A 25,792-nucleotide genomic window follows, 5' to 3' on the forward strand; every position below is an offset into this window, starting at 1 on the left:
GCCGCATCCGCGTTCCAATGTGGGCTCGGCAATACAGCTTTGCAGGAGCCCCGATGGACAAGTTGCTCGCGATGCAGGCCTTCGTGCGCGTGGTGGAGGCCGGCACCTTCAGCCGCGCGGCCGACACGCTGTCGCTGCCCAAGCCGACGGTGACGCGGCTGGTGCAGCGGCTGGAGGCCGACCTGCAGACCAAGCTGCTCAACCGCACCACGCGGCGGGTGACGGTCACCGCCGACGGCGCGGCCTACTACGACCGCGCCATGCGGCTGCTGTCGGAGCTCGAGGAACTCGAGTCCAGCCTGTCCAAGGCCAAGGCCAACCCGCGCGGCCGGCTGCGCATCGACGCCGGCACCGCGGTGGCGCAGCTGCTGCTCATCCCCGCCCTGCCCGACTTCCACGCCCGGTACCCGGACATCCAGATCGACCTCGGCGTCAGCGACCGGCCGGTGGACCTGATCGGCGAGAACGTCGATTGCGTGCTGCGCGGCGGCGAACTGACCGACCAGTCGCTGGTGGCGCGGCGCATCGGCAACTTCCACACGCTGGTCTGCGCCACGCCGGGTTACCTGGAGAGGCACGGCATGCCGCAGCACCCGCGCGACATCGAGGAGGGCGAGCACGTGGTGGTGAACCACTTCTCACCCCGCACCGGCCGCATCTTCCCCTTCGTCTTCGAGCGCGGCGAGGAGCGCCTCGAGGTGGTGGGCCGGCACCGGCTGTCGATCAACGATTCCAACGCCGGGTTGACGGCGGCGCTGGCGGGGCTGGGCCTGGTCAACACCGCGACCTTCATGGCACAGCCGTACATCCAGGCCGGGCTGCTGCGGCCCGTGCTGGTGGACTGGTGCTCCGAGAGCGTGCCCATCCATGTCGTCTACCCGCCCAACCGGCACCTCAGCGCCAAGCTGCGGGTGTTCGTCGACTGGGTGGCCGAGCTGTTCTCGCGCAGCGACGAGATCCAGCGGCAGTGCAGCCTGCCCGGCTGCATGGCGGCGGCCGCCGCCGCCGGGGCTGCACGCCCGGTCGTGCCGTCCCCGGTGGCCGCGCCGGCGCAGACCGCCGCGGTGGCGGCCGCAGCGCAGGCGGAAGCGCTGCGCGCGGCGCAGACGCTACGCGCCCTGGCGCGGTGAGCGCCGCGGCCTCGGTGGCCCGAGGCCGCAGGCGCGCGCGCGGTCAGTCCGCGCGGCGGCGACGCGCCATGAAGGCGATCATGCCGAGGCCGGCAGCGACCAGCGCATAGGTCTCCGGCTCGGGGATCGGCGCGGCGTGCAGGTCGGCGCTGCCGACCACGCAGGGCGCACCGCTCGGGCACAGCGGCGAACCGTTGTTGTAGATGGTGTAGGAGGTGTTGAACAGCACGTCCGCACCGTTGAAGGTGTTGGTGTTGAAGAACGCGTTGGCGACCGCGCCGGCGCCGGCGGTGTTGCCGTTGGCGGAGCCGGTGAAGTCCACGTCGGCCAGGCCGTTGCCCGAACCCTGCAGCAGGCCGGAACCGGTGTTGACGTTGTTGCTGACGAGACCGCGGCCGGCCAGCGTGAGGAACAGCGTGCCGTCGCTGGCGGAGCCGGCGACGTCCTTGTTGAAGTCCGGCGAGGCGTCCAGGTAGAAGTTCACCCAGCCACCGGAAAAGGTGACATCCGTCGGCGAGGTGATCGTCTGCACCTGGTAGCCGCCGAAGGTGAAGGTGAGCTCGCAGCCGCTGCAGTAGGTCGACAGCGGCAGGCCGTTGATCTGGCCCACGGTGCCGTAGCCGGCCAGCGTCTGGCCCGGGGCGGTGACGATGTTCTCGTACACCGTGCCGGCGTGGATCTGCGCGCCGTCGGGCAGCGTCAGGCTGCCGATGGTCACCGCCGAGGAATACGACGCCAGGCAGGCGAGCACCGCACCGACGACGACACTGAACTTCTTGCTTCTCATGGTTACTCCGACATTCAAGAACTACGTTGCCGGCGGTGGGATTGGGATCGTGTTCCCACATCCGGCTGCTGAACGGACAAGCCGCAGGAGGACAAAGGCAATCGGTGGACCGCCCCCCGTGAATCAGGGGATCGATGTCACCGAACGTAGCGAAGGGCGGTGAAAGGGGTGCCGGCGCGGCGGCCGGCCGTGTGTCACCCGCCGGGCAGGACGGCCAGCCGCGGCAGCACGCGGCGGGCATTGGCCGCGGTGCGCGCGGCCGTCTCGGCCAGCGTCCAGCCGCGCAAGGCGGCCAGTCCCTGACCGATGCGCGGCAGCTCGGCGGGTTCGTTGCGCGCCGGGGGGCGCCGGCCGCCCGCTCGGCCGCGGTGCGGTACAGCCACTGCGGCGGGATGTCCGGCGCGTCGGTCTCCAGCACCAGCGCCGTCTCGGGCACCGCGGCGGCCAGCCGCCGGATCTGCAGGGACCGCTCGAAGGTCAGCGTGCCGCCGAAGCCGAGCGCGAAGCCGCGGTCGATGAAGCGCTGGGCCTGGTCGCGGCTGCCGTTGAAGGCATGGGCGATGCCGCCGGCGTCGGGGGCGCTGCCGAAGACCCGGTTGAGCCCCGCGAGCAGCGCATCGGCCGAGCGCCGCACGTGCAGCAGCACCGGCAGGCCGGCGTCGCGGGCGAGCTTCAGCTGCGCCACGTAGAAGCGCCGCTGCCGCTCGGTGTCCTGCCCCGGCACGAAGAAGTCGAGGCCGATCTCGCCCACCGCCACCAGCCGCGGGTCGTCGCGGTGGCGCCGCAGCGCCTCGGCCAGGCGGTCGAGGTCGCCGTCGTCGCAGCGCGGCACCGCCAGCGGGTGCAGGCCCAGCGCGTAGGCGTGCCCGGCGGCATGGGCCAGCGTGCGCACCGCCTCGAAGTTGTCCACCGCCACCGCGGGCAGGACGAGGCGGCCCACGCCGGCGGCGCGCGCCCGCGCCAGCACCGCCTCCCGGTCGGCGTCGAACTCGGCGGCGTCCAGGTGGCAGTGGGTGTCGATCCAGGGGGCGGCGGACATGGCGGGGCGGCGCGTGGCCCGGCAGGGTAGCGGCTGCCGGCCGCCGGCGGCTTTGCACCGAGAATGCACCGGCGGCCCACGTCGAGGGCCGGCCTCCCCCACCGCATGTCGCTGCGCTTCGGTCTGCCGCTGGTCTCGCCCTCCCGCCCGGTGCCGGCGCAGGCGGCGGCGTCCAGCGGCGGCGGCGAGCGCTGGCTGCGCGCGCTGATGGCCGCCGCCCTGCTGGTGCCTGCAGCCTTCCTCGCCGCCGCCGGCTGGCAGAGCCGGCAGATCGCCGAGCGCCAGGCCGACCAGCAGGTGCAGCGCGCGGTGGCGCTGGCCGGCGAGCACGCGCAGAAGGTGATGCGCACGCAGGAGCAGGTGCTGCAGCGGCTGGCCGATGCGGCATCGGTGCTGCGCGGCGGCGCCAACGAGGTCCCGCCGGCGCTGGCCGGCCACGTGCTGCGCATCGAGATGAGCGTGCCCGAGCTGCGCCTGCTGGCAGTGCTCGACGCCGAGGGCCGGCCGCTGCTGGCCTCCGGCGGCCTGGTGGCGAAGAGCCTGGCCGACCGCGAGTTCTTCCAGGTGCACCGCGACGGCGGGCGCGGGCTCTACCTGTCCAAGCCCGAGCGCGGCCTCATCGACGACCCGGCGCCGGTGCTGGTGGTGAGCACGCGGCGCGAAGGCGCCGACGGCCGCTTCGACGGCGTGCTGCTGCTGGCGCTGCCGGAGGCGGTGTTCTCCGGCTTCTACGGCGAGCTGCTGCCGCCGGGCGCCGACGGCTCGGTGTCGCTGTTCCACCGCAGCGGGATGATCGTCAGCCGGCACCCGCCGGCATCGGGCGCCGCGGGCCGGATCGCACCGGCCGGCGGCCAGATGATGCGGCGCGTCGCGGCGGGCGAGACCAGCGGGCTGCTCGACATCGTGTCGCCGGTGGACGGCCGCGCGCGCCGCACCGCCTTCCTGGCGGTGGAGGGCCACGACCTGTACCTCAGCGCCACCGTGAGCCACGAAGCCGTCCGCCGGGCCTGGTACGCCGACCTGGCCCGCCTGGCCGCCTTCACCGTGCCCACCGCCCTGGCGCTGGCCTGGGTCGCCTGGCTGGCGCTGCAGCACACCCGGCGCGAGAGCGCCGCCCACCGGCGCTGGCAGGAAGAGGCGCAGCGCCGCGAGCAGGCCGAGCGGGCGCTGCGGCAGACGCAGCGGCTGGAGGCGCTGGGCCACCTCACCGGCGGCGTGGCGCACGACGTCAACAACCTGCTGATGGTGGTCAGCAACAACGCCCACCTGCTGCGCCGGCACGTCGGCGACGGCAAGGGCGAGCGGCCGCTGCAGGCCATCCTGCGCGCGGTGGACACCGGCGCCCGGCTGACCCGCCAGCTGCTCGCCTTCTCGCGCCGGCAGGCGCTGCGGCCGGAGGTCATCCGCCTGCAGGACCAATGGCCGCTGCTGACCGACCTGATGCGGCACTCGGTGCCGGCGCGGGTGGCGCTCACCACCGAGGTCGACCCCGACACGCCCTGCGTCGAGGTCGACCCGGCGGAACTGGAGCTGGCGCTGATCAACCTGGCGGTGAACGCCCGCGACGCCATGCCCGACGGCGGCCGCCTGCGGGTGCTGGCCGGGCCCGGCGAGGCCGGTCCGCCCGAGCGCGGCGAGCACCCGCAGGCCGGCTGGGTGCGCATCCGCGTCGAGGACAGCGGCACCGGCATGACCCCCGAGGTGATGGAGCGGGTGTTCGAGCCCTTCTTCACCACCAAGCCCCCGGGCGTGGGCACCGGACTCGGGCTGTCACAGGTGTTCGGCTTCTGCCGCCAGGCCGGCGGCGGCGTGGTGCTGCACTCGACGCCCGGCCAGGGCACCACGGTGGACCTGCTGCTGCCCGGCGTGCTGGCCATGCCGCAGGGCGACCCCAACACCGCGCCGCCGCTGCCGCGCGCCGACGGCCGGCTGCTGCTGGTCGAGGACAACGAGGAGGTGGCCGGCGCCACCGAGCCCCTGCTCGCCAGCTGGGGCTACCAGGTGCGCCGGGTGCCGAACGGCGAGGCCGCCTGGGCGCTGCTGCAGGCCGAGCCCGAGGGCTTCGACCTGGTGCTGAGCGACATCGTCATGCCGGGCGAATTGGACGGCCTGGCGCTGGCGCTGAAGCTGCGCGCCGCCTTCCCCGGCCTGCCGGTGGTGCTGACCACCGGCCACGCCAGCGAGACCGCCAAGGTCATGGCCGAGGGCCTGCCGCTGCTGCAGAAGCCCTGGTCGCCGCAGGCGCTCGGCGCGGTGCTGGCGGAAGCGCTGCACAGGGCGCGGCGGCCGGCCGCCTGACCGCTCAGGCCGAGGCGCTCTGCAGCCGCCCCTCGACCAGCCGCAGCACGCGTCCGCAACGCCCGGCGAGCTGCTCGTCGTGGGTGACGAGGATGAAGGCGGTGCCGAGGTCGCGCGCCATCTGCAGCATCAGGTCGAACACGCCGTCGGCGGTGCGGCGGTCGAGGTTGCCGGTGGGCTCGTCGGCCAGCACGCAGGCGGGCCGGGTGACCAGCGCCCGGGCGATGGCCACCCGCTGGCGTTCGCCGCCGGACAGCTGCGACGGCCGGTGCGCCAGCCGCTCGCCCAGGCCCACCCGCCGCAGCACCGTGGCGGCCGCCTCGCGCGCGTCGGCGTCGGACTGGCGGCGGATGCGCAGCGGCATCGCCACGTTGTCCAGGGCGCTGAACTCGGGCAGCAGGTGGTGGAACTGGTAGACGAAGCCGAGGTGGTGGTTGCGCCAGCGGCCCTGCTCGCCGGCGGACAGCGCGGCGAAGTCGCGGTCGACCAGCGTCACCCGGCCAGCGCTGGGCGCGTCCAGGCCGCCCAGCAGGTGCAGCAGCGTGCTCTTGCCCGAGCCGGAGGCGCCGACGATGGCCAGCGTCTCGCCGGCGCGCACCGCCAGGTCGACGCCGCGCAGCACCGCGACGTCGAGCCCGCCTTCGCGGAAGCGCTTCTCGACGCCCTGCGCCTGCAGGACCACCGCCTCATTCATAACGCAGGGCCTCGGCGGGCTGGACACGGCTGGCGCGCCAGCTCGGGTACAGCGTGGCCAGGAAGGCCAGCACCAGCGAGGTGACGACGATGGGCACGATGTCGTCGCGCTGCGGGTCGCTGGGCATCTGGCTGATGAGGTAGATGCTGCCGGGCAGGAAGCTGATCGACAGCAGCCGCTCGATGGCCGGCACGATGGTGCCGATGTTGAAGGCCACCAGCAGCCCGCCGACGGTGCCGGCCAGCGTGCCGATGACACCGGCCGCCGCGCCCTGCACGACGAAGATGCCCATCACCGACCGCGGGCTCGCGCCCAGCGTGCGCAGGATGGCGATGTCGGCCTGCTTGTCGGTCACCGTCATCACCAGCGTGGACACCAGGTTGAAGGCCGCCACCGCGACGATGAGCGTGAGGATGATGCCCATCAGCCGCTTCTCGATCTGCACCGCGTCGTACCAGTTGCGGTTGGTGTCGGTCCAGTCGCGCACCAGCACGCCACGGCCCAGCCGCGCCTGCAGGTCGCGGCCGACCTCGCGCGCCGCCTGCACGTCGGCCAGCTTCAGCTGCACGCCGCTGGGCCCGGCCAGCCGGTACAGCCGACCGGCGTCGCCGAGGTGGACCAGCGCCAGGCCGCTGTCGTACTCGTAGTGGCCGGCGGAGAACGTGCCGGCGACGGTGAAGGTCTTCAGCCGCGGCACCACGCCGGCCGGCGTGACCGCGCCGCCCGGGGCGATCAGCGTCACCGGGTCGCCCTCTCGCACGCCGAGCTGCCGCGCCAGCTCGGCACCGAGCACGATGCGGAAGGCACCCTCCTGCAGCTGGTCGAGCAGGCCGCTGCGCTGGAGCTCCCTGGCCAGCGGCGTGACCGAGGGCTCGTCGGCGGGCGAGACGCCGCGCACGACGGCGCCGCGCATCAGGTCGCCGCGCGCGATCAGCGACTGCACCGCGATGAAGGGGGCGGCGCCGACGACGCGCTTGTCCTCGCGGGCCAGCGCGGCGGTGGCCTGCCAGTCGGGCAGCGCCTCGCCGGTGGCGTCGAGCAGCTCGACGTGCGCGATCACCGACAGCATGCGGTCGCGCACCTCCTTCTGGAAGCCGTTCATCACCGACAGCACGATGATGAGCGCGGCGACCCCGAGCGCGATGCCGAGCACCGACACGCCGGAGATGAAGGAGATGAAGCGGTTGCGGCGGCCGGCGCGGCCGGCGCGCGTGTAGCGCCAGCCGACGACCAGCTCGTAGGGGAGGCTCATAGGGGCTGCGATGCTAACCGCAGCCCCCGACGGCGCCGCCGGTCCGGTCCGCGCCGGACCCGCCCGAGCTTATTTCTTCGACTTGGCGGCCGACTTCTTCGCCGCCGGCTTCGACGCCGAGGCGGCGCCGTTGGCCACCGCGCCTTCCTCCTCGGCGACCGCGTCGTCGTCGTCCATGAGACCGAGCTCGCTCATCAGCTCCATCTTGCGCTGCGACAGCTCCTGGCCGAGCGCCTCGAGGTCGAGCTCGGTCTTCTTGACCTGCTTGAACAGCTCGCTTTCCTCTTCCTCGACGTGGTGGTTCACGTACTCGCCGAGCACGGTCACCTTGGCGTCGTACAGCTCCTCGGTGGGCTCCATCTCCTCGATCTGGGCGATCAGGTCCTTGGCGCTGGCGTGCTCCACCTCGGCTTCGTTGAGCAGGTCGTCCTCGTCCATCACCTCGCGCGCGGCGGGGTAGAAGATCTCTTCCTCGATCTGCGCGTGCACCGTGAGCTCGCTGCAGATCTGCAGGGCCAGGGCCTCCTTCTCTTCCTCGGAGCCGTCCGATTCGCAGAGCTTCTCGAACTGCTTGAACAGCTTCTGCACGGTTCGGTGGTCTTCGATCAGCAGGGCGACGGCGTCTTGGGTCTTCTTGGCGGGCATTGAATATCTCCTGGCGATTGGCTTGGAAGGGCCCGGCGGGCCGGTGTTCGTGTACCAACTCGGCAAGGCCTGTGCCCAGGGCCGGCCCGGATCGACCCCGATAATCCGTGCCCACATGCCGCTCATCGTGCCCTTCGCCGCGCCGCCGCCGGCCCTCGCCGACGCCGTGCTGCCGGCGCTGGCCCTGCCCGGCCTGCAGGCGCTGCTGGCGCGCCGCCGCGCGGTCCGCGACGACGGCGCCGCGGACGACCTGAACGCCCCGCACGAGCGGGCGCTGGCGCGCGCCGTCGGCCTGGCCGGCGCCGACGGCGAGTTGCCGCTGGCGGCCTGGTCGATGGGGCGCGACGGCCTCGACCCCGGCGACCGGGTGTGGGGGCTGCTGACGCCGGTGCACTGGCAGGTCGGGCTGGACGAGGTGGTGGTCACCGACCCCGCGATGCTCGACCTCGGCGAAGGCGAATCGCGGGCGCTGTTCGACGCCGTCAGGCCGCTGTTCGAGGACGACGGCTTCGTGCTGCTGTGGGGCGCGCCGCTGCGCTGGTACGCGGCGCACGAACGGCTGCGCCACTGGCGCGCGCCGTCGCTGGACCGCAGCATCGGGCAGCGCATCGACCCGCGCGCCGTCGACGCCGGCCACCCCGCCGCGCGCGACCTGCGGCGGCTGCAGAACGAGGTGCAGATGCTGCTGCACGCGCACCCGCTCAACGAGGCCCGCGACAGCGCCGGCCGGCTGCCGGTGAACTCGGTGTGGCTGAGCGGCTGCGGCCCGCGGCAGCGCCCCACCGGCGACGCCGAACTGGACGAGCGGCTGCGCGGCCCCTTCCTGGCGGGCGACTGGGCGGCCTGGCAACAGGCCTGGGGCGCCCTCGACGCCGAACGCCTGCGCGCCTGGCCGGCGGACCGGTCGCTGGTTCTGTGCGGCGCCTGCGACGGCGTCACCCTGCAGCCCGCCGCGGCGTCACCCTGGCAGCGGCTGAAGGCCGGCCTCGGCCTCGGTGCGGCCCCCACGCCGGCCCAGCTGCTGGCGTCGCTGCGATGAGGGCGCGCCCATGCTGATCGAAGCCCGCGACGTGCCGCCGCGGCTGGCCTGGTCGCTCGAACAGGCGGGGGTGCACCCGCTGCTGGCGCGCCTGTTCGCCGCCCGCGGCGTGCGCCATGCGGCGGAGCTGGACGACGGCCTGCAGCACCTGCTGCCGCCGACCACGCTGCACGGCGCGGCGGAGGCCGCACGGGTGCTGGCCGATGCCCTCGCCCACGGCCGGCGGATCTGCCTGGTCGCCGACTACGACTGCGACGGCGCCACCGCCTGCGCCGTCGCCCTTCGCGGCCTGGCCCTGCTGGGCGCGCGGCCCGGCACCCTGGCCTACGTGGTGCCGGACCGCGCCCGGCACGGCTACGGGCTGACGCCGGCCATCGTCGACCTGGCGCGCGAACGGTCGCCCGACCTGCTGCTGACGGTGGACAACGGCATCGCCAGCCTCGACGGCGTGGCGCATGCGCGCGCGCTGGGCCTGGACGTGGTGGTCACCGACCACCACCTGCCCGCACTGGACGGCGGCGGCCAGGTGGTGCTGCCGGACGCCACCGTCATCGTGAACCCCAACCAGCCCGGCTGCGGCTTCGAAAGCAAGCACCTGGCCGGTGTGGGCGTCATGTTCTACGTGCTGCTGGCGCTGCGCGCCGAGCTGCGCACCCGCGGCGCCTTTGCGCCCGACCAGCAGCCGCGGCTGGACAGCCTGCTCGACCTGGTGGCGCTGGGCACCGTGGCCGACGTGGTGCGGCTGGACGCCAACAACCGCCGGCTCGTCGCGCAGGGCCTGAAGCGCGTGCGCCAGCGCCGCATGCAGCCCGGCGTGGCGGCGCTCTTCGCCGTCGCCGGCCGCGACCCCACGCGGGCCACCGCCTTCGACTTCGGCTTCGCGCTGGGGCCGCGGCTCAACGCGGCCGGCCGGCTGATGGACATGACGCTGGGCATCGAATGCCTGCTCTGCGACGACCCCGGCCAGGCGGCCGACCTGGCGCAGCGGCTGGACGCGGTGAACCGCGAACGGCGCGAGGTCGAGGACGGCATGCGCGAGCAGGCGGCCGTGCTGCTGGAACGCCTGTGGCCCGACGAGACCGCGCCGGCGCCGGCCGCGGTGGCGCTGTACGACCCGGACTTCCACGAGGGCGTGGTCGGCATCGTCGCCGGACGGCTGAAGGACCGGCTGCACCGGCCGACCTTCGTCTTCGCCAGGGGCCAGGACGGTCACCTCAAGGGCTCCGGCCGCTCCATCGCCGGCTTCCACCTGCGCGACGCGCTGGACCTGGTGAGCAAGCGCCAGCCCGGCCTGCTGCTGCGCTTCGGCGGCCACGCGATGGCGGCTGGCGCCACCATCCCCGAAAGCGGCTTCGATGCCTTCGCCCGGGCGCTGCAGGCGGTGGCCGCCGAATGGCTCGACGCCGCGACGCTGCAGCGACGGCTGCGCACCGACGGCCCGCTGGCCGCCGAGCACTTCGAGCCGCGCACCGTCGCCACGCTGGAGGCGCAGGTGTGGGGCCAGGCCTTCGAGCCCCCGCTGTTCTGCGACGAGGTGGAGGTCGTGGCCCAGCGCCTGGTCGGCGAGAAGCACCTCAAGCTGCGCCTGCGCCATGCCGGCCAGCTGCGCGACGCCATCTGGTTCGGCCGCGTCGAACCGGTGCCCGACCGCGCCAGGCTCGCCTACCGCGTCTGCCTGGACGAGTTCCGCGGCGAGCAGCGGGTGCAGATGGTGATCGAGGCGCTGGGGTAGGGCCGCCCGGTGTCCGACCCGCGCGCGGCTGCGCGGGTCAGCGGCTGTCGGCCGGCGGCCGCACCATGCGCTGCATCAAGCGGTCCAGCGTGGCGTCCAGGTCGTCGCAGCGGCCGGTGTGCACCGGCGAGGTCTGGATGACGCCGCTGCGCGGGGCCACCAGCCAGTGGAAGCGCTCGCGCACCGACAGCCGGCCTAAAGCGCCGGCGGCCGCACCGCCCTCGCAGACGCGGCGGATGGCGTCGAGGCCGTCGCAGACCGCCGCCAGGTCGAGCGTGGGCGCCAGCGCCTTCAGCCGTGCCGCGTCGACCTCGATCGCGGCCTTCAGGTAGCGCTGCGCCGCGCACGACAGCAGCACGCCGACGTTGACGAACTCGCCGCGCTCGACGCGGGGCACGACGCGCAGCACGGCGTAGTCGTAGGTGGCCATCGTCACCGCCCCACCTGGGCCGCGTGGGCCCGCAGCGCTTCCTGCACGAAGGCCCGGGGCGACCGCAGCCGACGGCGCAAGTAGCGCAGGTAGTCCGTGCGCCGGGCCTCCGCCGCGTGCGCCGTCTCGCCCAGCCAGTCGGCGGGCACCTCGGCGAGCACGGCCTGCAGGCGCTCGTCGCTCAGGCGCTCGGCCAGCGCGTCATCCACTGCGGCGAGCTGGGTGGCGAAGGGCAGCAGCACATGGTCGGCGATGAGCGCGAAGGGCTGGTCGGCGCGTGCGTCGTCGCCGTCCCACTGGTGGTGGAAGTACAGCGCCGCGCCGTGGTCGATGAGCCAGAGGCCGCGGTGCCAGACCAGCAGGTTGGTGTTGCGCGCCGTGCGGTCGAGGTTGCTGATGAAGGCGTCGAACCAGACCACCGACGAGGCCAGCGCGGCGTCGGGCTGCATTGCCAGCGGGTCGAAGTTGAGCGAACCCGGCAGGTAGTCGAGCGCCAGGTTCAGGCCGCCGCTGGCACGGATGAGCTCCTGGATCTCGGGATCGGGCTCGGTGCGGGCGATGTCGGCGTCGAGCTGCGCGAAGACCAGCTCCGGCACCGGCAGGCCGAGCGCGCGGGCGAGCTCGCCGCCGATCAGCTCGGCCACCAGCGCGCTGGCCCCCTGCCCGGCGCCGCGGAACTTGAGCACGTACAGGCCGTCGTCGTCGGCCTCCACCACCGCGGGCAGCGAACCGCCCTCGCGCAGCGGGGTGACGTAGCGGGTGACGGTGACGGTGCGAAGCGGCATGGGCGCGTCGATTGTCGGCGCACCGGCCCGGCGACCCGCACGCTACAGCGCGCAGCTGCGGAAGCCGCTGAACATGCCGTCGTGGCTGGGCAGCGCGAAGGCCCGCACACGCGGATGGCGCTGCCGCGGCACGGTCTGCGCGCTGCCGCCGCGCAGGGCACGCTCGCGCTCGCCGGGCAGCGCGCCCAGCACCGGCGCGGCGGACGGGCGATGCCCCGGGTAGGGACCGGCGGTGCCGAGCGTCCATTCCCAGACGTCGCCGAAGGCGAAGCCGCGCCCGCCGAACGCCAGCGCGGCCGCTTCCCATTCGGCCCCGGTGGGCAGGCGGCGGCCGGCCCAGCGGCACCAGGCGTCGGCCTCGTGCGCGCTGACATGGCAGGCGGCGCCTCGCGGCGACAGCTGCAGCAGCCGACCGGCCTGCTGCACCAGCAGCCCCGCCGGCCCCCCATTGCGCGACGTGGCGCGGGGCACGGCGCTGCTCGCGCTGCAGCCAGGCCCAGCCGGCCTCGCCCCACCAGCCGCGCTCGTCGTAGCCGCCGTCCTGCACGAACTCGGCGAACTGCTGCCAGCTCACCGGCTGGGCGTCGATCTGCGTGCCCGGCAGCTCCACCGGATGGGCCCACTGCTCGGCCTCGGGCACGAAACCACCGGCCTCGCGCGGGGCGCCGATCACCGCCCGCTGCGCGGGCAGCAGCAGCGGTTCGCGCGCGGGCAGTCCGCGCGGCGGCTCGCGCAACGGCGCCTGCAGCTCGGCGGGCAGGTCCAGCCCCTGCGCCAGTTCCGCCAGGCGTTCGGCGATGCCGTCCTCCAGCCACAGCGCCTGCCGGTAGAAGTGCAGCGCGTCGTCCGTGGCCTCGGCCGGCAGCGCGTCGAGCAGCTCCAGCGTGGTGTCGAGCGTGGCGGCCAGGTAGCCGCGCAGCGCCGACGGCGTGGGCGCTGCGGGCTGGAGTTCCAGTGCCCAGCGGGCGGCCCGGCCGCGCTGCCGGGGGTCCCAGCGCGCGTCCGCCTGCGGCTCGACCGAGGCCAGCGGCGCGGTGCCGGGCTCGGCCGCCGGTCCGCGGCCACGCTGCACGTGGCGCGCGATCCAGCGCTCCTGCCACCAGGCGGCATGGCCGATCAGCCACAGCGGCGGGTCGGCGGCCTCGATCAAGGCGGCATCGGCCCGCTGCACGTGCGGCAGCGCCGCCTCGAAGGCCGCCAGCCAGCGCAGCAGCCGGTTGCGGCTGTCCATCAGCGCCAGCGACAGCAGCCCGCGGTCCGCGCGCCGGATGCGCAAAGGATCGGTCAGACCGTCCATGTCGATGGGGAGGGTGACGACCTCACCGGACGACAGCCGATGAAGCGAAGCGAAGAGGCGATTCAAGCGGCCGTCGTGGATCCGGCTTAGCCGGTCCACTGACGGCGCCCCCTTGAGGGGAGCGCCGCAGGCGCGACGGGGGTGGGTCATCTAGTGCGCTTCGTCCCAGTTGCCGCCGAAGCCGAGCTCGGCGTCCAGCGGCACCGCGAGCTGGGCCACGCCGGCCATCAGCTTCGGCACCTCGGCCTGCAGCCAGGGCAGTTCGTCCTCGGGCGCTTCGAAGACCAGCTCGTCGTGCACCTGCAGGATCATCTTCGTGCGCAGCTTCGCCGCGTCCAGCGCGTCCTGCACGGCGATCATCGCCAGCTTGACGATGTCGGCCGCGGTGCCCTGCATCGGCGCGTTGATGGCCTGGCGCTCGGCCGCGGCGCGGCGCGGGCCGCTGCCGCCGCGGATCTCCGGCAGCTCGATGCGGCGGCCGAACAAGGTCTCGACGTAGCCCTGCGCCTGCGCCTGCGCCTTGGTCTCGTCCATGTAGCGCTTGACGCCCGGGTAGCGCTGGAAGTAGCGCTCGATGTAGGCGGTGGCGGCGCTGCGCTCGATGCCCAGCGCGGCGGCCAGGCCGAAGGCGCTCATGCCGTAGATGAGGCCGAAGTTGATGGTCTTGGCGTAGCGGCGCTGCTCGCTGCTGACCTGGTCGGGCGGCAGGCCGAACACCTCGGCCGCGGTGGCGCGGTGCACGTCCAGCCGTTCGGAGAACGCCCGCTGCAGCGCCTCGTCGCCGGAGATGTGGGCCATGATGCGCAGCTCGATCTGCGAGTAGTCGGCGCTGGCGATGACGTGGCCCGGCGGCGCGACGAAGGCCTCGCGCACGCGGCGGCCCTCCGGCGTGCGGATGGGAATGTTCTGCAGGTTGGGCTCGTTGCTCGACAGCCGGCCGGTCACCGCCACCGCCTGCGCGTAGGTGGTGTGCACGCGGCCGGTCTCGGGGTTCACCATCAGCGGCAGCTTGTCGGTGTAGGTGCCCTTGAGCTTGGCCAGGCCGCGGTGCTCCAGCAGCCGTGCCGGCAGCGGGTGGTCCTGGGCCAGCTTCTCCAGCACCTCCTCGTCGGTGGACGGCGCGCCGCTGGCGGTCTTCTTGATCACCGGCAGGCCGGCCTTGGTGAACAGGATCTCGCAGATCTGCTTCGGGCTGCCGAGGTTGAAGGGCTGGCCGGCCAGCTCGTACGCCTGGCGTTCCAGCTCGACCATGCGCTCGGCCAGTTCGCGGCTCTGCTGCGCCAGCCGGTCGCGGTCGATCAACACGCCATTGGCCTCGACGCGCTGCAGGACGCGCGAGGTCGGCAGCTCGATGCGCTCGTACACCTCGCGCAGCCGGGGCTGGGCCTCCAGCCGCGGCCACAGCGCCAGGTGCACCTGCAGCGCCATCTCGCTGTCCTCGCCGCTGTACTCGGTGGCGCGTTCCACCGTCACCTGCGAGAACGGGATCTGGTTGACGCCCTTGCCGCAGACGTCCTCGTAGCTCAGCCCCTTGCGGCCGAGGTGGCGCTGGGCGAGGCTGTCCAGGCTGTGCGGCTTGTGCGCCTCCAGCACGTAGCTCTGCAGCAGGGTGTCGTGCACATAACCCTGGACGTCGATGCCATGGCGCTTCAGCACGTGCACGTCGTACTTGATGTGCTGGCCGAGCTTGGGCGCGGCCGGGTCTTCCAGCCAGGGCCTGAGCTTGTCCAGCACCGTGGCCATGTCGAGCTGCGCCGGTGCGTCGGCATAGTCGTGCTTCAGCGGCACGTACGCCGCCTCGCCCGGCGTGACCGAGAAGGAGATGCCGACGATGCGCGCGCGCAATGGGTCCAGCGAATCGGTCTCGGTGTCCAGCGCCGCCAGCGGCGCGGCGCGCAGGCGGTGGGTCCAGCGGTCGAGCGCGTCCATCGTGAGCACGGTCTCGTACTCGCGTTTCACGTCCACCGCCGGCGGCGGCGGTGCGTCGGCGGCGGCGCTGCGCGCGGCCTCCAGCTCCCGCTTCCAGGTGGTGAAGCCGAAGCGGGTGTAGAAGGCCAGCAGACCGTCGGCGTCCACCGGCTTGAAGGCCAGTTCGTCCAGCGACGGCCAGCCGGCGACGTGCGCGGCGAGGTCGCAGTCGCACACCACCGTCACCAGCCGGCGGCCCTGCGGCAGCCAGTCCAGCGCGCGGCGCAGGTTGTCGCCGGCCACGCCCTTGATGCCGGCGGCCGCGGCGATGACGCCGTCGAGCGAGCCGTGCTCGGCGATCCACTTGGCGGCGGTCTTCGGCCCCACCTTGTCCACGCCGGGCACGTTGTCCACCGCGTCGCCGATGAGGCTGAGGTAGTCGACGATGCGGTTGGGGGGCACGCCGAACTTGGCCAGCACCGCCGCCTCGTCCAGCACCTCGCCGCTCATGGTGTTGATCAGCGTCACCTTGGGCGTGACCAGCTGCGCCAGGTCCTTGTCGCCGGTGGACACCACCACCTTCAGCCCCGCCTTCTCGCCCTGGCAGGCCAGCGTGCCGATGACGTCGTCGGCCTCGACGCCGGGCACCTCCAGCACCGGCCAGCCGAGCAGCTTCACCACCTCGTGGATGGGGCCGATCTGCTCGGCCAGCGGCTCGGGCATCGGCGCGCGGTGGGCCTTGTAGTCGGCGTACCAGTCGTCGCGGAAGGTCTTGCCCTTGGCGTCGAAGACGCACACCGCATGGCTGGCGGGGTACTGCTCGCGCAGCTTCTTCAGCATCGCGACCATGCCGTGCAGCGCGCCGGTGGGCACGCCGCCGGGGCCGCGCAGGTCGGGCAGCGCGTGGTAGGCGCGGTACAGATAGCTGGAGCCGTCGACCAGCAGCAGCAGGTCGGCGCCGGCCGCCTCGGCCACCGCGGTGTCGGACAGGGAAAGGTCGGCGGTCGTGGCGCTCATGGCGACGGATTGTCGGCCAAGGCCCGATGGCGCCCCGGCGCCGGGGGTGGCCGGCCCCCTCCTAGAATCGAGGCCATGCGCCGTGCCCACGCCCTTCCCCTGCTGGCCCTGGCCGCCTGCGTCGGCGGCCTGTCCATGGCCCGTGCGCAGGAGGCGCCGCCCCGCGCCGGCGAGCCCGCGGTGCAGCGCTCGGTGGTCGAGGACGACCAGACCCGCATCGAGGAGCTGCGCGTTCGCGGCCGGGTGCAGCAGGTGACGGTGACGCCGAAGAACTCGCGGGCGCCGGCCTACCAGATCCTGCCCACCGACCCGTCGGCCGACCCCTCGCGGCCGGACCGGCCGAGCGCGGCCTTCGGCCAGCGGGTGTGGCAGGTGCTGACCTTCTAAGCACGACCGGATGGCACCTCCACGCTCGCTTGCGCTCGCTGCCCCCCGCGGGGGCGCCCCGCGCCTTCGGGCGGCCGGGCGGCGCTGATGGCCGTCTTCACCGAGGTCTCCGCGGCCGATGCCGCGGCCCTGGCCGAACGCCTGGCCCTGGGGCCGGTGACGGGGCTGCAGCCCATCGCCGCCGGCATCGAGAACACCAACTACTTCCTCAGCACCGAACGCGGCGACTGGGTGCTGACGCTGTTCGAGCGCCTGTCCGCCGAGCAGCTGCCCTTCTACCTGGAGCTGATGCGCCACCTGGCGCAGCGCGGCATCCCGGTGCCCGAGCCGCGCGCCGACGGCCACGGCCGCATCCTGCACACGCTGTGCGGCAAGCCGGCCGCGGTGGTCGACCGCTTGCGCGGCCGCCACCAGCTGGCGCCCGACCTGCACCACTGCCAGCAGGTGGGCGCCATGCTGGCGCGCATGCACCTGGCCGGGCAGGACTTCCCGCTGGTGCAGCCCAACCTGCGCGGCCTGCCCTGGTGGCGCGAGACCGTGCCGCAGGTGCTGCCCTTCGTCACCGACGCGCAGCGCGCCCTGCTGACCGACGAGCTGGCCTTCCAGGCGTCGCTGGCGGCGTCGCCCGCCTACGCCGCCCTGCCGCGCGGGCCGGTGCACGCCGACCTGTTCCGCGACAACGTGATGTTCGACGGCGGCCCCGACGCCGCCGCCGAACTGCCCGCCCCGGCGCCCGGCGACGCGCCCGCCGTCGGCCTGACCGGCCGCGAGCGGCTGTCCGGCTTCTTCGACTTCTACTTCGCCGGTGTCGACACCTGGGGCTTCGACCTGGCGGTGTGCCTGAACGACTGGTGCATCGACCTGGACAGCGGCCGGCTCGACGAGGCCCGCGCCACCGCCTTCGTCGCCGCCTACGAGGGCGTGCGCCCGCTGCACGGCGACGAGCGGCGGCTGATGCCGGCGCTGCTGCGCGCGGCGGCCTTCCGCTTCTGGCTGTCGCGGCTGTGGGACCTGCACCTGCCGCGCGAGGCCTCGATGCTCAAGGCCCACGACCCGGTGCACTTCGAACGCGTGCTCGACGCGCGCCGCCGCGAACCCTGGCACCCGGCACCCGTCGACGAGGCCGACGCCTGATGGGGCTTCAGCTCAAGCGCGTGGCGCCCGCCCAGGGGGTGCAGTGGGTGCGGATGGGCCTGCGCACCTTCGGCCGCCGCGCCGTCGCCTTCACCGGCTTCCTGTCGCTGTTCCTGCTGGCGGCGCTGGTGCTGCTGATGCTGTCGTGGCCCGGCCTGGCGCTGACGCTGGCCGCGCTGCCGCTGCTGTCGCTGGGCTACATGAACGCCACCCGCGCGGCGCTGAAGGGCGAGCGGCCGACGCTGTCGCACTTCACCGCGCCGCTGAAGGCGCCCGGCCCGCGGCGCGCCACGCTGCTCAAGCTGTGCGCGCTGTACGGCCTCGCCATGCTGGCCGTGCTGGTCGTCAGCGAATGGGTCGATGGCGGCCGTCTCGACCGGGTGCGCGAGCTGATGACCAGCGACAGCGCCCAGCCGCAGGACCTGGAGGCGCTGCTCGACGACGGACGGCTCATCGCGGCGGTGTGGCTGCGCCTGGGGCTGACGGCGCTGCTGTCGATCCCGTTCTGGCATGCGCCGCCGCTGGTGGCCTGGGGCGGCCAGGGGGTGGCCCAGTCGCTGTTCTCGAGCACGCTGGCCTGCTGGCGCAACAAGGGCGCGTTCACGCTGTACGCGCTGGCCGGGCTGGGCCTGGTGATGGCGGCGGCGGTGGCCTCCAGCATCCTGTTCTCGCTGCTCGGGCTGACGGTGGTGCTGGGGCCGGTGGCGGTGGCGGCCAGCCTGCTGTTCTCGGCGGCGTTCTACGTCTCGCTGTACTTCAGCTTCGTCGACTGCTTCGGTGCCGGTGAGCCGGCCGCGCAGGACTGAGGCGGCGCCGGGCGCTGCCGCGGCCTGGTCACGCCGGCCGCGGCTGGGGTCCGCCCGGCTGCTTTGACCCGACCCGCCGCCGGATGCCCGACATGAACGACCGTCCCTTCGCCCCGTCGTCCGCCGAAGCCGACCCCGACGACGGCGAGCACCCCGACAGCGGCAACCGGCACCTCTCGACGCTGATGCCCCGGCGCCGGCTGCTGCAGGGTGGCATGGCCGCGATGACGGCGGCGGCCTTCTCGCCGCTGGGCCTGGCCGGCTGCGCGACCCCGGCGACACGCACGCCCGCGCTCGGGTTCGCGCCGGTGGCCAAGCACCGCGACGACCGCCTCACCGTGCCGCCGGGCTACACCGCCACGGTGCTCTGCGCCACCGGCGACGCGCTGGACCCCGCGGTCGGCGAGTACCTCAACGACGGGACCGACGCCGGCTTCGACCGCCGTGCCGGCGACCACCACGACGCCATCGAGTACTTCGGCATCGGTGCCGACGGCCGCCACGACCCGCGTGCGCCGGACCGCGCGCTGCTGGTGATGAACCACGAGAACGTCTACGGCACGGTGATGTTCCTGCACCCGCAGGGGCCGACGCGCGACGCCGACGGCCGCCGCCCGGCGGCCGAGGTGCGCAAGGAGATCGACGCCCACGGCGTGTCGATGGTCGAGATCCGCCGCGGCGCCGACGGCCGCTTCGCGCGGCAGGCCGCCTCGCCCCTGCACCGCCGCATCACCGCCGCCACGCCGGTGGACCTGCACGGACCGCTGCGCGGCAGCCCGCTGGCGCGCACCGCGTACTCAACCGACGGCACGCGCGCCCGCGGCACGCTGAGCAACTGCGCCGCGCACCGCACCCCCTGGGGGACCTACCTCACCTGCGAGGAGAACTGGGCGTACTACTTCGCCCGCGGCGCCGGCGACGACGCGGCACGCCCGCCGCTGGAGGCGAAGGGCCTGCGCCGGGTCGGCCTGCGTGAAGGCCGCCGCGACACGTTCCGCTGGAGCACCGCCGGCGACGACACCGAGTTCGCGCGCTGGGACGCCAGCGTGCGCGCCGCCGAAGCCGGGGGCGACTTCCGCCACGAGCCCAACACCTTCGGTTGGCCGGTGGAGATCGACCCCTTCGCGCCCAACGCCGCGCCGCGCAAGCGCACCGCGATGGGCCGCTTCGCGCACGAGGGCGCCACGCCCAGCCGCCCGGTGGCCGGCCGCCCGCTGGCCTTCTACATGGGCGACGACGCGCGCGGCGAGTACCTCTACAAGTTCGTCTCGCGGGCGACCTGGTCGCCGGCCGATGCACGCGGCGGGCTCGAGGCCGGCGACCGGTACCTCGACGAGGGCACGCTGTACGCGGCCCGTTTCGACGCCGACGGCCGCGGCCGCTGGCTGCGGCTGGACCCGGACCAGCCCGCGGTGCGCGCCGCCGGCCTGCAGCGCGCCGACGAACTGGTGCTGCACGCCCGCCTGGCCGCCGACGCCGTCGGCGCGACCCGGCTCGACCGGCCGGAGTGGACGGCGGTGAACCCGGCCAACGGCGAGGTCTACGTCACCTGCACCGAGAACCCGGACCGGGGCAACACCGGCCGCAGCGCCAACGACGTGCCGCACGCGCCGCTGGACGCCGCCAACCCGCGGCACTGGCGCGACCTGCGACAAGGCCGGGAGCAGAAGGGCAACGTCAACGGCCACATCCTGCGCCTGCGCGAGCAGGGCGACGACGCCGCGGCCGAAGTCTTCCGCTGGGATGTCTTCCTCTTCGGCGCGCAAGCCCGGGCCGACGCCGGGCTGGACGACGCGCACTACCAGCGCAACGTCAACCTCTCCGGCCTGACCGATGCGAACGACCTGTCCAAGCCCGACGGCTGCTGGTTCTCGCCGACCACCGGCATCCTGTGGATCGAGACCGACGACAACACCTACGCCGACGTCACGAACTGCATGCTGCTGGCCGCGGTGCCGGGACGCGTGGGCGATGGCGCCGAGGTGGTGGTGGCCAACGAGGCCGCCGGCAGCCCCGATCCGTCGGTGCAGGCCGAGGTGCCGGTGCGGACGCACGTCGGCCGGCGCATGACCGAGGCCACGCTGCGCCGCTTCCTGGTCGCGCCACGCGGTGCGGAGGTGACCGGCGTCACCGAGTCGCCCGATGGCCGGGCCCTCTTCGTCAACATCCAGCACCCGGGCGAGAACACGCCGGCCACGGCCATCGGCGAGCCGTCGCGGTACGAGAGCCACTGGCCGGGCAACGGCGGCGGCCTGTCGGCGCCCTACGGCCCGGGCGGCGCGGTGGCGCGGCCGCGCTCGGCCACGGTGATGATCACGAAGGACGACGGCGGTTTGATCGGCTCGTGAGCGCCAGCACGGCCCACAGCAGCAGCACCAGCCAGGCGCCCGAGGCCGCGCCGCCACCCCCGCCGTCGTCGGCGGGCAGCGCCGGCGCCGGCGCCGACGGGGCTGGTGCCGGCGGCGCGGCGGCCGACAAGGCCAGCGCCGCCGGGTTGGCGCCGTCGGAGCGCGTCTGCAGGACGGCGTCGGCGGCCTGACCGCCGCCGGTGTGCGTCACCGTCATGGCGCAGCCCAGCCCGGGCGCGAGCACGGTGCCGGTGGCACAACCGGCGGTCGCGAAGCGCGGGCTTTGCGGCCCGATGACCGTGGTGGTGCCCAGCACCGCCGGGGCGCTGCCGGCGTTGAGGAGCTGCAACGTTCGCGTGCGCACCTCGCCGGCCGGCACCGTGCCGAAGTCCAGCCCGCCGGGTTCGCCCTGCCAGTGCAGCACCGCGCCCGCCGCGGCCGGCGCCCGGCCGACCATGGCGACGAGCACCGGCTGCGCGGTGGCGGGGTTGGTCACGGCGACGACGCCGGTGCGACCCGGCCCCGCCTGCGGCGGCTGCCAGCGCAGCGACAGGCTGCAGCGCGCACCGGCGGGCAAGGTGGAGGGGCAGTCGTGGGCCAGCAGGAACCCGTCGCCCTGCGGCTGCACGGCCAGGGGCAGCGGCGTGCCGCCGCGGTTGCGCAGCGCCACCGTCTGCACCGGCGACACCGCGCCCGGCACGACGCTGCCGAAGTCCAGCACCAGCGGCCAGGCCTCCAGCGCGGCGGTGCCGGCGGCCAGCGGCAGCACGCGGCCGAGGAAGGCGGCCAGGTCGGCGACCTCCTGCACGCCGAGGTGCGGCTGCAGGTAGCCCATGGCCGACACGGTGTTCAACGCCCGCTGCAAGACCTCGGGCCGGTCGGCGGCCCTCAGGAATCCGTTGCGGTTGGCCAGCAGGTCCGGCCCATGGCAGGCGACGCAGCTCGCCGCCGCGGGCAACTGCAGGTACAGGCCCGCGCCACGCACCGCGTCCTGCGCGACCGCCGGCGAGGCCACCGCGGCGGCGATGAAAAAAGCCACCGGCGGGGGCCGGTGGCTTCGACGCAGGGCGCGCGGCATGCGGCCTCCGCGGGGGGTGGCCGATCAGGCGCCGATGCGGCCGCCGTCGGTGCGGGTGATGACGATGGTGGCCGAGCGCGGCCGGCCCAGCGTGCCGCCCGCGCCGTAGCCGGCGTTGGCCGGCCAGTGGCTGAGGTAGCTGTTGGGGTTGGCCACGTTGGCCGCCGAGATGGTTTCGCCCGGGTGCTGGATGTTGACGAACAGCGCCCGGCCGTCCGGCGTTTCCGCCAGGCCGGTGATCTCGCAGTCCTTCGGGCCGACCAGGAAGCGCTTGAGCGTCGTGGCCGTCGGCGCCTTGCCGGCGTAGGTGTCCACCGTGGTGCCGCCGCCGTAGTCGAGCGTGCGCTTGGCACCGTCGCCCACCGTGCCGGGGATGGCGGCCAGCATCATGCAGTTGCTGACGTCGGTGTAGGCACCGTCGTCGGTCTGAATCCAGCAGATGCCGGTGCTCGGGCTGAAGACCAGGCCGTCGGGGCTGGAGAAGTCCTGCTCGGCGGTCAGCGCGTGCAGGTTCACCAGGTTGCCGTACTGCGCGTCGGTGAGCGCGCTGTTGCCATCGCGCTGGGCCTGGGCGCCGAAGAGGTAGACGTCCCACTTGAAGGTGGTGGCGCCGGGCTCGCCGCCGGTCTCGGCGATGCGCAGGATGTGGCCGTTGTAGTTGCCCGGGCTGCCCTGCGCGCCGCCGTTGAAGCCGTCCTGGTAGGCGCGCGGGTTGGCCGCGTCGACGGCCTGCTGGCCGGCACCGGCGGTGACCTTGCGGTTGGAGTTGTTGGTCAGCGTGAAGTAGACCTCGCCGGTGGTCGGGTGCGTGCCGCACCACTCCGGCCGGTCCATCTTGGTGGCGCCCACCGCGTCGGCGGCCAGCCGGGCGTTGACCACCACGTCGCCCTGGTCGGCGAAGGCGTAGCCGGCGAAGCCGGCGATGGTCGGGTTGGCGATCGTCAGCTCGATCCACTGGCCGTTGCCGTCGGCGTTGAACTTGGCCACGTACAGCTTGCCGGCGTCCAGGTACTTGTCGCCGGTGGCGATGCGGTCGGCGGCGGTGGCGTCGGCGGCCGCCCAGTTGGCGTTGGAGACGTACTTGTAGAAGTACTCGCCGCGCGAGTCGTCACCCATGTAGACGGCCAGGGGCTTGCCCGCGGTCAGCTTGCCGAAGGCCGCGCTCTCGTGGGCGAAGCGGCCGAGCGTGGTGCGCTTCTTGATCGCCTTGGTCTTGTCGTACGGGTCGATCTCGACCATGTAGCCGAAGGTGTTCAGCTCATTGCGGTAGTCGTCGGTGCCGTCGGTGGAGGCACCGGTCTTGTTCAGCACCCAGCGCTGGTACTGGTCGGCGCTGCCGGCAGTCTCCCAGCCGTGGCGCGACGACGAGTTCTGCGCCCGGCCGTAGCGGTTCAGCGAGGCGACGCTCTTGTCGTTGCCGCGGGCGGCATCGTCGCCGGCCGAGCGCAGGAAGTAGCCGTTCCAGTTCTCCTCGCCGGTCAGCAGCGTGCCCCAGGGGGTCTTGCCGGTGCCGCAGTTGTTGATCGTGCCCCGCGCGCGCTGGCCGTTGGTGGAGAACTTGGTGCGCATCAGCGCGTTGCCGCGTGCCACGCCCGCCAGTTCCACTTCGGTCAGCGGCGTGATGCGGCGGTTGAAGGCCGAGTCCTGGACGTAGGCGAAGGCGCTGCCGGTCCGGCGGACCTCGACCACCGACACGCCATGCGCCGGGATCTCCTTGTCGGCCTGCGCCGCCGGCCGGGGGTTGTTGCTGGCGCCGGTGGCGTGCAGGAAGTGCTGCGTCAGCGCCTCGTGGTTCATGGCCAGCAGCCCGCGCTCGGAGGAGTTGTCGTCGCGCTGTCCGCTGGCCGACAGGCCGAAGTACTCCATGCCGTCGTGGTGGTCGCCGGCGCGGTTGTCGAAGTCGGTGTCGGTGCCGTCGTTCTTGTAGGCCGGCGTGGCCGCGGTCAGCGGGTCACCCAGCGCATAGAGCACGGTGGCGGTGTAGCCGGCCGGCACGGTGACCGCGTCGGCCAGGCTCTTGGCGACCGCCGTGAAGCCCAGCGCGGTGACGGTGCTCGGCGCGGCCGGCGCGTCGTCACCACCGCCGCAGGCGATCAGGGGCACGCTGCCGAACAGCGCCGTCGCCGCCGTGCCGACCCCGCCGCGCAGCAGACCGCGACGCGACAGGCGGGCCTGCAGCACGCTGTCGAAGGTCGGGTTGGCGGAGTCGTTGTAGCCGATGTCGTCGGGATCGATGTGGCTCAGCGGGAGGTCGGCGGGCTTGTTCATGGAGTCCTTCGCGTCGTTCAATGGAAGCGGGCGAGAGGCTATGCAGCGGCCATGAACGTGCAGTGACCGGAACGTGACCGCGGGGTGACAGCCCGCCGGGCACCCGGGCGGCGCCTCAGGCGGAACGTCCGCGTTCGTACCAGCCGCGGCTGGCGTTGACCCATCGCACCACCAGCAGCATCACCGGCACCTCGATCAGCACCCCGACGACGGTGGCCAGCGCGGCGCCGGATTCGAAGCCGAACAGGCTGATGGCCGCCGCCACCGCCAGCTCGAAGAAGTTGCTGGCGCCGATGAGGGCCGACGGGCAGGCCACGCTGTGCGCTTCGCCGAGCCGCCGGTTCAGCCAGTAGGCCAGGCCGGCGTTGAAGAGCACCTGCAGCAGGATGGGCACCGCCAGCAGGGCGATGACCAGCGGCTGCCGAAGGATGGCCTGGCCCTGGAACGCGAACAGCAGCACCAGCGTGGCCAGCAGCGCCGCCATCGACGCCGGGGCCAGCCGCGCGAGCACGGCCTCCAGCGCCGCCGGACCGCGGCGCAACAGGGCGCGCCGCCAGGCCTGGGCCACGATCACCGGCACGACGATGTACAGCACCACCGAGGTCAGCAGCGTGTCCCACGGCACCGTGATCGAGGACAGCCCCAGCAGCAGCGCCACGATGGGCGCGAAGGCGAACACCATGATGGTGTCGTTCAGCGCCACCTGGCTGAGCGTGAACAGCGCATGGCCGCCGGTGAGCCGGCTCCAGACGAAGACCATGGCGGTGCAGGGCGCCGCGGCCAGCAGGATCAGGCCGGCGACGTAGCCATCGGCCTGATCCTCGGGAAGCCAGGGGGCGAAGACATGGCGGATGAACACCCACGCCAGCAGCGCCATCGAGAACGGCTTGACCGCCCAGTTGACGAACAGCGTGACGCCGATGCCGCGCCAGTGCCGGCCCACCTGCCGCAGCGCGCCGAAGTCCACCTTCAGCAGCATCGGCACGACCATGACCCAGATCAGCAGGCCGACCGGCAGGTTGACCCTGGCCACCTCCATGCGACCGAGCGCGTGGAACGGCGACGGAAACCACTGTCCCAACGCGATGCCGGCGACGATGCACAACAGCACCCACAGGGTCAGCCAGCGCTCGAAGACGCTCATGGAGGCGGGGGCTGCAGGCGGCCCGGCCGCGGTGACGGCGCGCATCGTGGTCACCGGGTGCCGATGTCGCGCACTTCGCGCTGGAGGGCCAGGCGGTCCAGCGCCTGCATGGGCAGCGCCAGCATCAGCTCGATGCGGCGCTTGAGCACCAGGGCCGTGTCCCAGAACACGCGCTCGGTCTGCTCCTCGTTGCCGACGAAGGCCGCGGGGTCGGCGACGCCCCAGTGCGCCGTCATCGGCTGGCCGGGCCACACCGGGCAGACCTCGCCGGCGGCGTTGTCGCAGACGGTGAAGACGAAGTCCATGGCGGGCGCTTCAGGCCGGGCGAACTCCGCCCAGTCCTTGCTGCGGAAACCGTCGGCCGGGATGCGCATGCGGCGCAGCGTGTGCAACGCCATCGGATGGACGATGCCCGACGGATGGCTGCCGGCGGAGTGGGCCTTGAACCGGCCGGCGGCCAGGCTGTTGAGCAGCCCCTCTGCCAGGATGGAACGGGCCGAGTTGTGGCTGCAGGCAAAGAGAACTTGGTAGACCTTGTCGCTCATGGCGGCTCCTGGACGGGTGGATGGGACGA

At 73.6% G+C, this 25,792-nt stretch carries 21 protein-coding genes and 1 pseudogene; 9 read left to right on the forward strand and 13 right to left on the reverse strand.

Going from position 1 to position 25,792, the window contains the following annotated elements; genetic code table 11:
- Positions 1 to 53 precede the first annotated feature (53 nt).
- A complete protein-coding gene (locus tag LRS07_RS20285) occupies positions 54 to 1,130 on the forward strand; it encodes a LysR family transcriptional regulator (protein ID WP_260499725.1) in 1,077 nt (358 codons plus the stop codon).
- Between the two features lie 43 nt (positions 1,131 to 1,173).
- Here the strand turns inward: LRS07_RS20285 and LRS07_RS20290 are convergent, their stop codons facing one another.
- A complete protein-coding gene (locus tag LRS07_RS20290) occupies positions 1,174 to 1,917 on the reverse strand; it encodes a PEP-CTERM sorting domain-containing protein (protein ID WP_260499726.1) in 744 nt (247 codons plus the stop codon).
- 194 nt (positions 1,918 to 2,111) lie between these two features.
- Positions 2,112 to 2,956 (reverse strand): annotated as a pseudogene (locus LRS07_RS20295) (TatD family hydrolase).
- 105 nt (positions 2,957 to 3,061) lie between these two features.
- Between LRS07_RS20295 and LRS07_RS20300 the strand changes: the two are divergent.
- A complete protein-coding gene (locus LRS07_RS20300) occupies positions 3,062 to 5,254 on the forward strand; it encodes an ATP-binding protein (protein WP_260499727.1) in 2,193 nt (730 codons plus the stop codon).
- 4 nt (positions 5,255 to 5,258) lie between these two features.
- Here the strand turns inward: LRS07_RS20300 and lolD are convergent, their stop codons facing one another.
- From lolD to LRS07_RS20315, 3 genes are all read right to left on the reverse strand, one after another.
- A complete protein-coding gene (lolD, locus tag LRS07_RS20305) occupies positions 5,259 to 5,948 on the reverse strand; it encodes a lipoprotein-releasing ABC transporter ATP-binding protein LolD (protein ID WP_260499728.1) in 690 nt (229 codons plus the stop codon).
- Complete coding sequence (locus LRS07_RS20310) at positions 5,941 to 7,200, reverse strand: lipoprotein-releasing ABC transporter permease subunit (protein WP_260499729.1); 1,260 nt, start codon at positions 7,198 to 7,200, stop codon at positions 5,941 to 5,943. The genes lolD and LRS07_RS20310 overlap by 8 nt, the downstream gene beginning before the upstream one ends.
- 69 nt (positions 7,201 to 7,269) lie before the next feature.
- Positions 7,270 to 7,845 (reverse strand): hemerythrin domain-containing protein, encoded by a 576-nt coding sequence (locus LRS07_RS20315; RefSeq protein WP_260499730.1) that lies wholly within the window; start codon positions 7,843 to 7,845, stop codon positions 7,270 to 7,272.
- 115 nt (positions 7,846 to 7,960) lie between these two features.
- On the opposite strand from LRS07_RS20315, the gene LRS07_RS20320 reads away from it, so the two are divergent.
- Complete coding sequence (locus tag LRS07_RS20320) at positions 7,961 to 8,884, forward strand: hypothetical protein (protein ID WP_260499731.1); 924 nt, start codon at positions 7,961 to 7,963, stop codon at positions 8,882 to 8,884.
- 10 nt (positions 8,885 to 8,894) lie between these two features.
- Positions 8,895 to 10,616 carry a single-stranded-DNA-specific exonuclease RecJ gene (gene recJ, locus LRS07_RS20325; RefSeq protein WP_260499732.1) on the forward strand — a complete coding sequence of 574 codons (1,722 nt, stop codon included), beginning with the start codon at positions 8,895 to 8,897 and terminating at the stop codon, positions 10,614 to 10,616.
- Between the two features lie 37 nt (positions 10,617 to 10,653).
- Here the strand turns inward: recJ and LRS07_RS20330 are convergent, their stop codons facing one another.
- From LRS07_RS20330 to LRS07_RS20340, 3 genes are read right to left on the reverse strand one after another with little or no spacing between them, the layout of a single operon-like run.
- Positions 10,654 to 11,046: a DUF3037 domain-containing protein gene (locus LRS07_RS20330; RefSeq protein ID WP_260499733.1), complete on the reverse strand. Its 393-nt coding sequence runs from the start codon at positions 11,044 to 11,046 to the stop codon at positions 10,654 to 10,656.
- Positions 11,047 to 11,048: 2 nt separating this feature from the next.
- Positions 11,049 to 11,831 carry a HipA family kinase gene (locus LRS07_RS20335; RefSeq protein ID WP_260499734.1) on the reverse strand — a complete coding sequence of 261 codons (783 nt, stop codon included), beginning with the start codon at positions 11,829 to 11,831 and terminating at the stop codon, positions 11,049 to 11,051.
- A gap of 42 nt (positions 11,832 to 11,873) precedes the next feature.
- Positions 11,874 to 12,302, reverse strand: a complete 429-nt coding sequence (locus LRS07_RS20340) for an SUMF1/EgtB/PvdO family nonheme iron enzyme (RefSeq protein ID WP_260499735.1) — start codon at positions 12,300 to 12,302, stop codon at positions 11,874 to 11,876.
- On the opposite strand from LRS07_RS20340, the gene LRS07_RS20345 reads away from it, so the two are divergent.
- Positions 12,280 to 13,218: a hypothetical protein gene (locus LRS07_RS20345; protein ID WP_260499736.1), complete on the forward strand. Its 939-nt coding sequence runs from the start codon at positions 12,280 to 12,282 to the stop codon at positions 13,216 to 13,218. The two genes, LRS07_RS20340 and LRS07_RS20345, sit on opposite strands and share 23 nt — an antisense overlap.
- Positions 13,219 to 13,278: 60 nt before the next feature.
- On the opposite strand, the gene polA is transcribed toward LRS07_RS20345, so the two are convergent.
- Positions 13,279 to 16,053 (reverse strand): DNA polymerase I, encoded by a 2,775-nt coding sequence (gene polA / locus LRS07_RS20350; RefSeq protein ID WP_260499737.1) that lies wholly within the window; start codon positions 16,051 to 16,053, stop codon positions 13,279 to 13,281.
- Between the two features lie 75 nt (positions 16,054 to 16,128).
- On the opposite strand from polA, the gene LRS07_RS20355 reads away from it, so the two are divergent.
- The 4 genes from LRS07_RS20355 (at position 16,129) to LRS07_RS20370 (ending at position 20,728) form a co-directional block, all read left to right on the forward strand.
- Positions 16,129 to 16,440 carry a hypothetical protein gene (locus tag LRS07_RS20355; RefSeq protein ID WP_260499738.1) on the forward strand — a complete coding sequence of 104 codons (312 nt, stop codon included), beginning with the start codon at positions 16,129 to 16,131 and terminating at the stop codon, positions 16,438 to 16,440.
- An 87-nt stretch (positions 16,441 to 16,527) separates the two neighbouring features.
- Positions 16,528 to 17,574, forward strand: a complete 1,047-nt coding sequence (locus LRS07_RS20360; RefSeq protein WP_260499739.1) for a homoserine kinase — start codon at positions 16,528 to 16,530, stop codon at positions 17,572 to 17,574.
- Positions 17,574 to 18,380, forward strand: coding sequence for a BPSS1780 family membrane protein (locus LRS07_RS20365; protein WP_260499740.1), 807 nt, complete (start codon positions 17,574 to 17,576; stop codon positions 18,378 to 18,380). Before LRS07_RS20360 ends, LRS07_RS20365 begins: the two co-directional genes overlap by 1 nt.
- Before the next feature lie 92 nt (positions 18,381 to 18,472).
- Complete coding sequence (locus tag LRS07_RS20370; RefSeq protein WP_260499741.1) at positions 18,473 to 20,728, forward strand: PhoX family protein; 2,256 nt, start codon at positions 18,473 to 18,475, stop codon at positions 20,726 to 20,728.
- On the opposite strand, the gene LRS07_RS20375 is transcribed toward LRS07_RS20370, so the two are convergent.
- The 4 genes from LRS07_RS20375 to LRS07_RS20390 form a co-directional block, all read right to left on the reverse strand.
- Positions 20,694 to 21,806 (reverse strand): choice-of-anchor D domain-containing protein, encoded by a 1,113-nt coding sequence (locus tag LRS07_RS20375; protein ID WP_260499742.1) that lies wholly within the window; start codon positions 21,804 to 21,806, stop codon positions 20,694 to 20,696. The two genes, LRS07_RS20370 and LRS07_RS20375, sit on opposite strands and share 35 nt — an antisense overlap.
- 24 nt (positions 21,807 to 21,830) lie before the next feature.
- Positions 21,831 to 24,074 (reverse strand): PhoX family protein, encoded by a 2,244-nt coding sequence (locus LRS07_RS20380; RefSeq protein WP_260499743.1) that lies wholly within the window; start codon positions 24,072 to 24,074, stop codon positions 21,831 to 21,833.
- Positions 24,075 to 24,189: 115 nt separating this feature from the next.
- Positions 24,190 to 25,263, reverse strand: coding sequence for an ACR3 family arsenite efflux transporter (gene arsB, locus LRS07_RS20385; RefSeq protein WP_409450570.1), 1,074 nt, complete (start codon positions 25,261 to 25,263; stop codon positions 24,190 to 24,192).
- Between the two features lie 5 nt (positions 25,264 to 25,268).
- On the reverse strand, positions 25,269 to 25,763 hold the full coding sequence (locus LRS07_RS20390) for an arsenate reductase ArsC (protein WP_260499745.1): 495 nt from the start codon (positions 25,761 to 25,763) through the stop codon (positions 25,269 to 25,271).
- Positions 25,764 to 25,792: the final 29 nt, after the last annotated feature.

The organism is Aquabacterium sp. J223 (genome assembly GCF_024666615.1).
Taxonomy (GTDB): Bacteria; Pseudomonadota; Gammaproteobacteria; order Burkholderiales; family Burkholderiaceae_C; genus J223.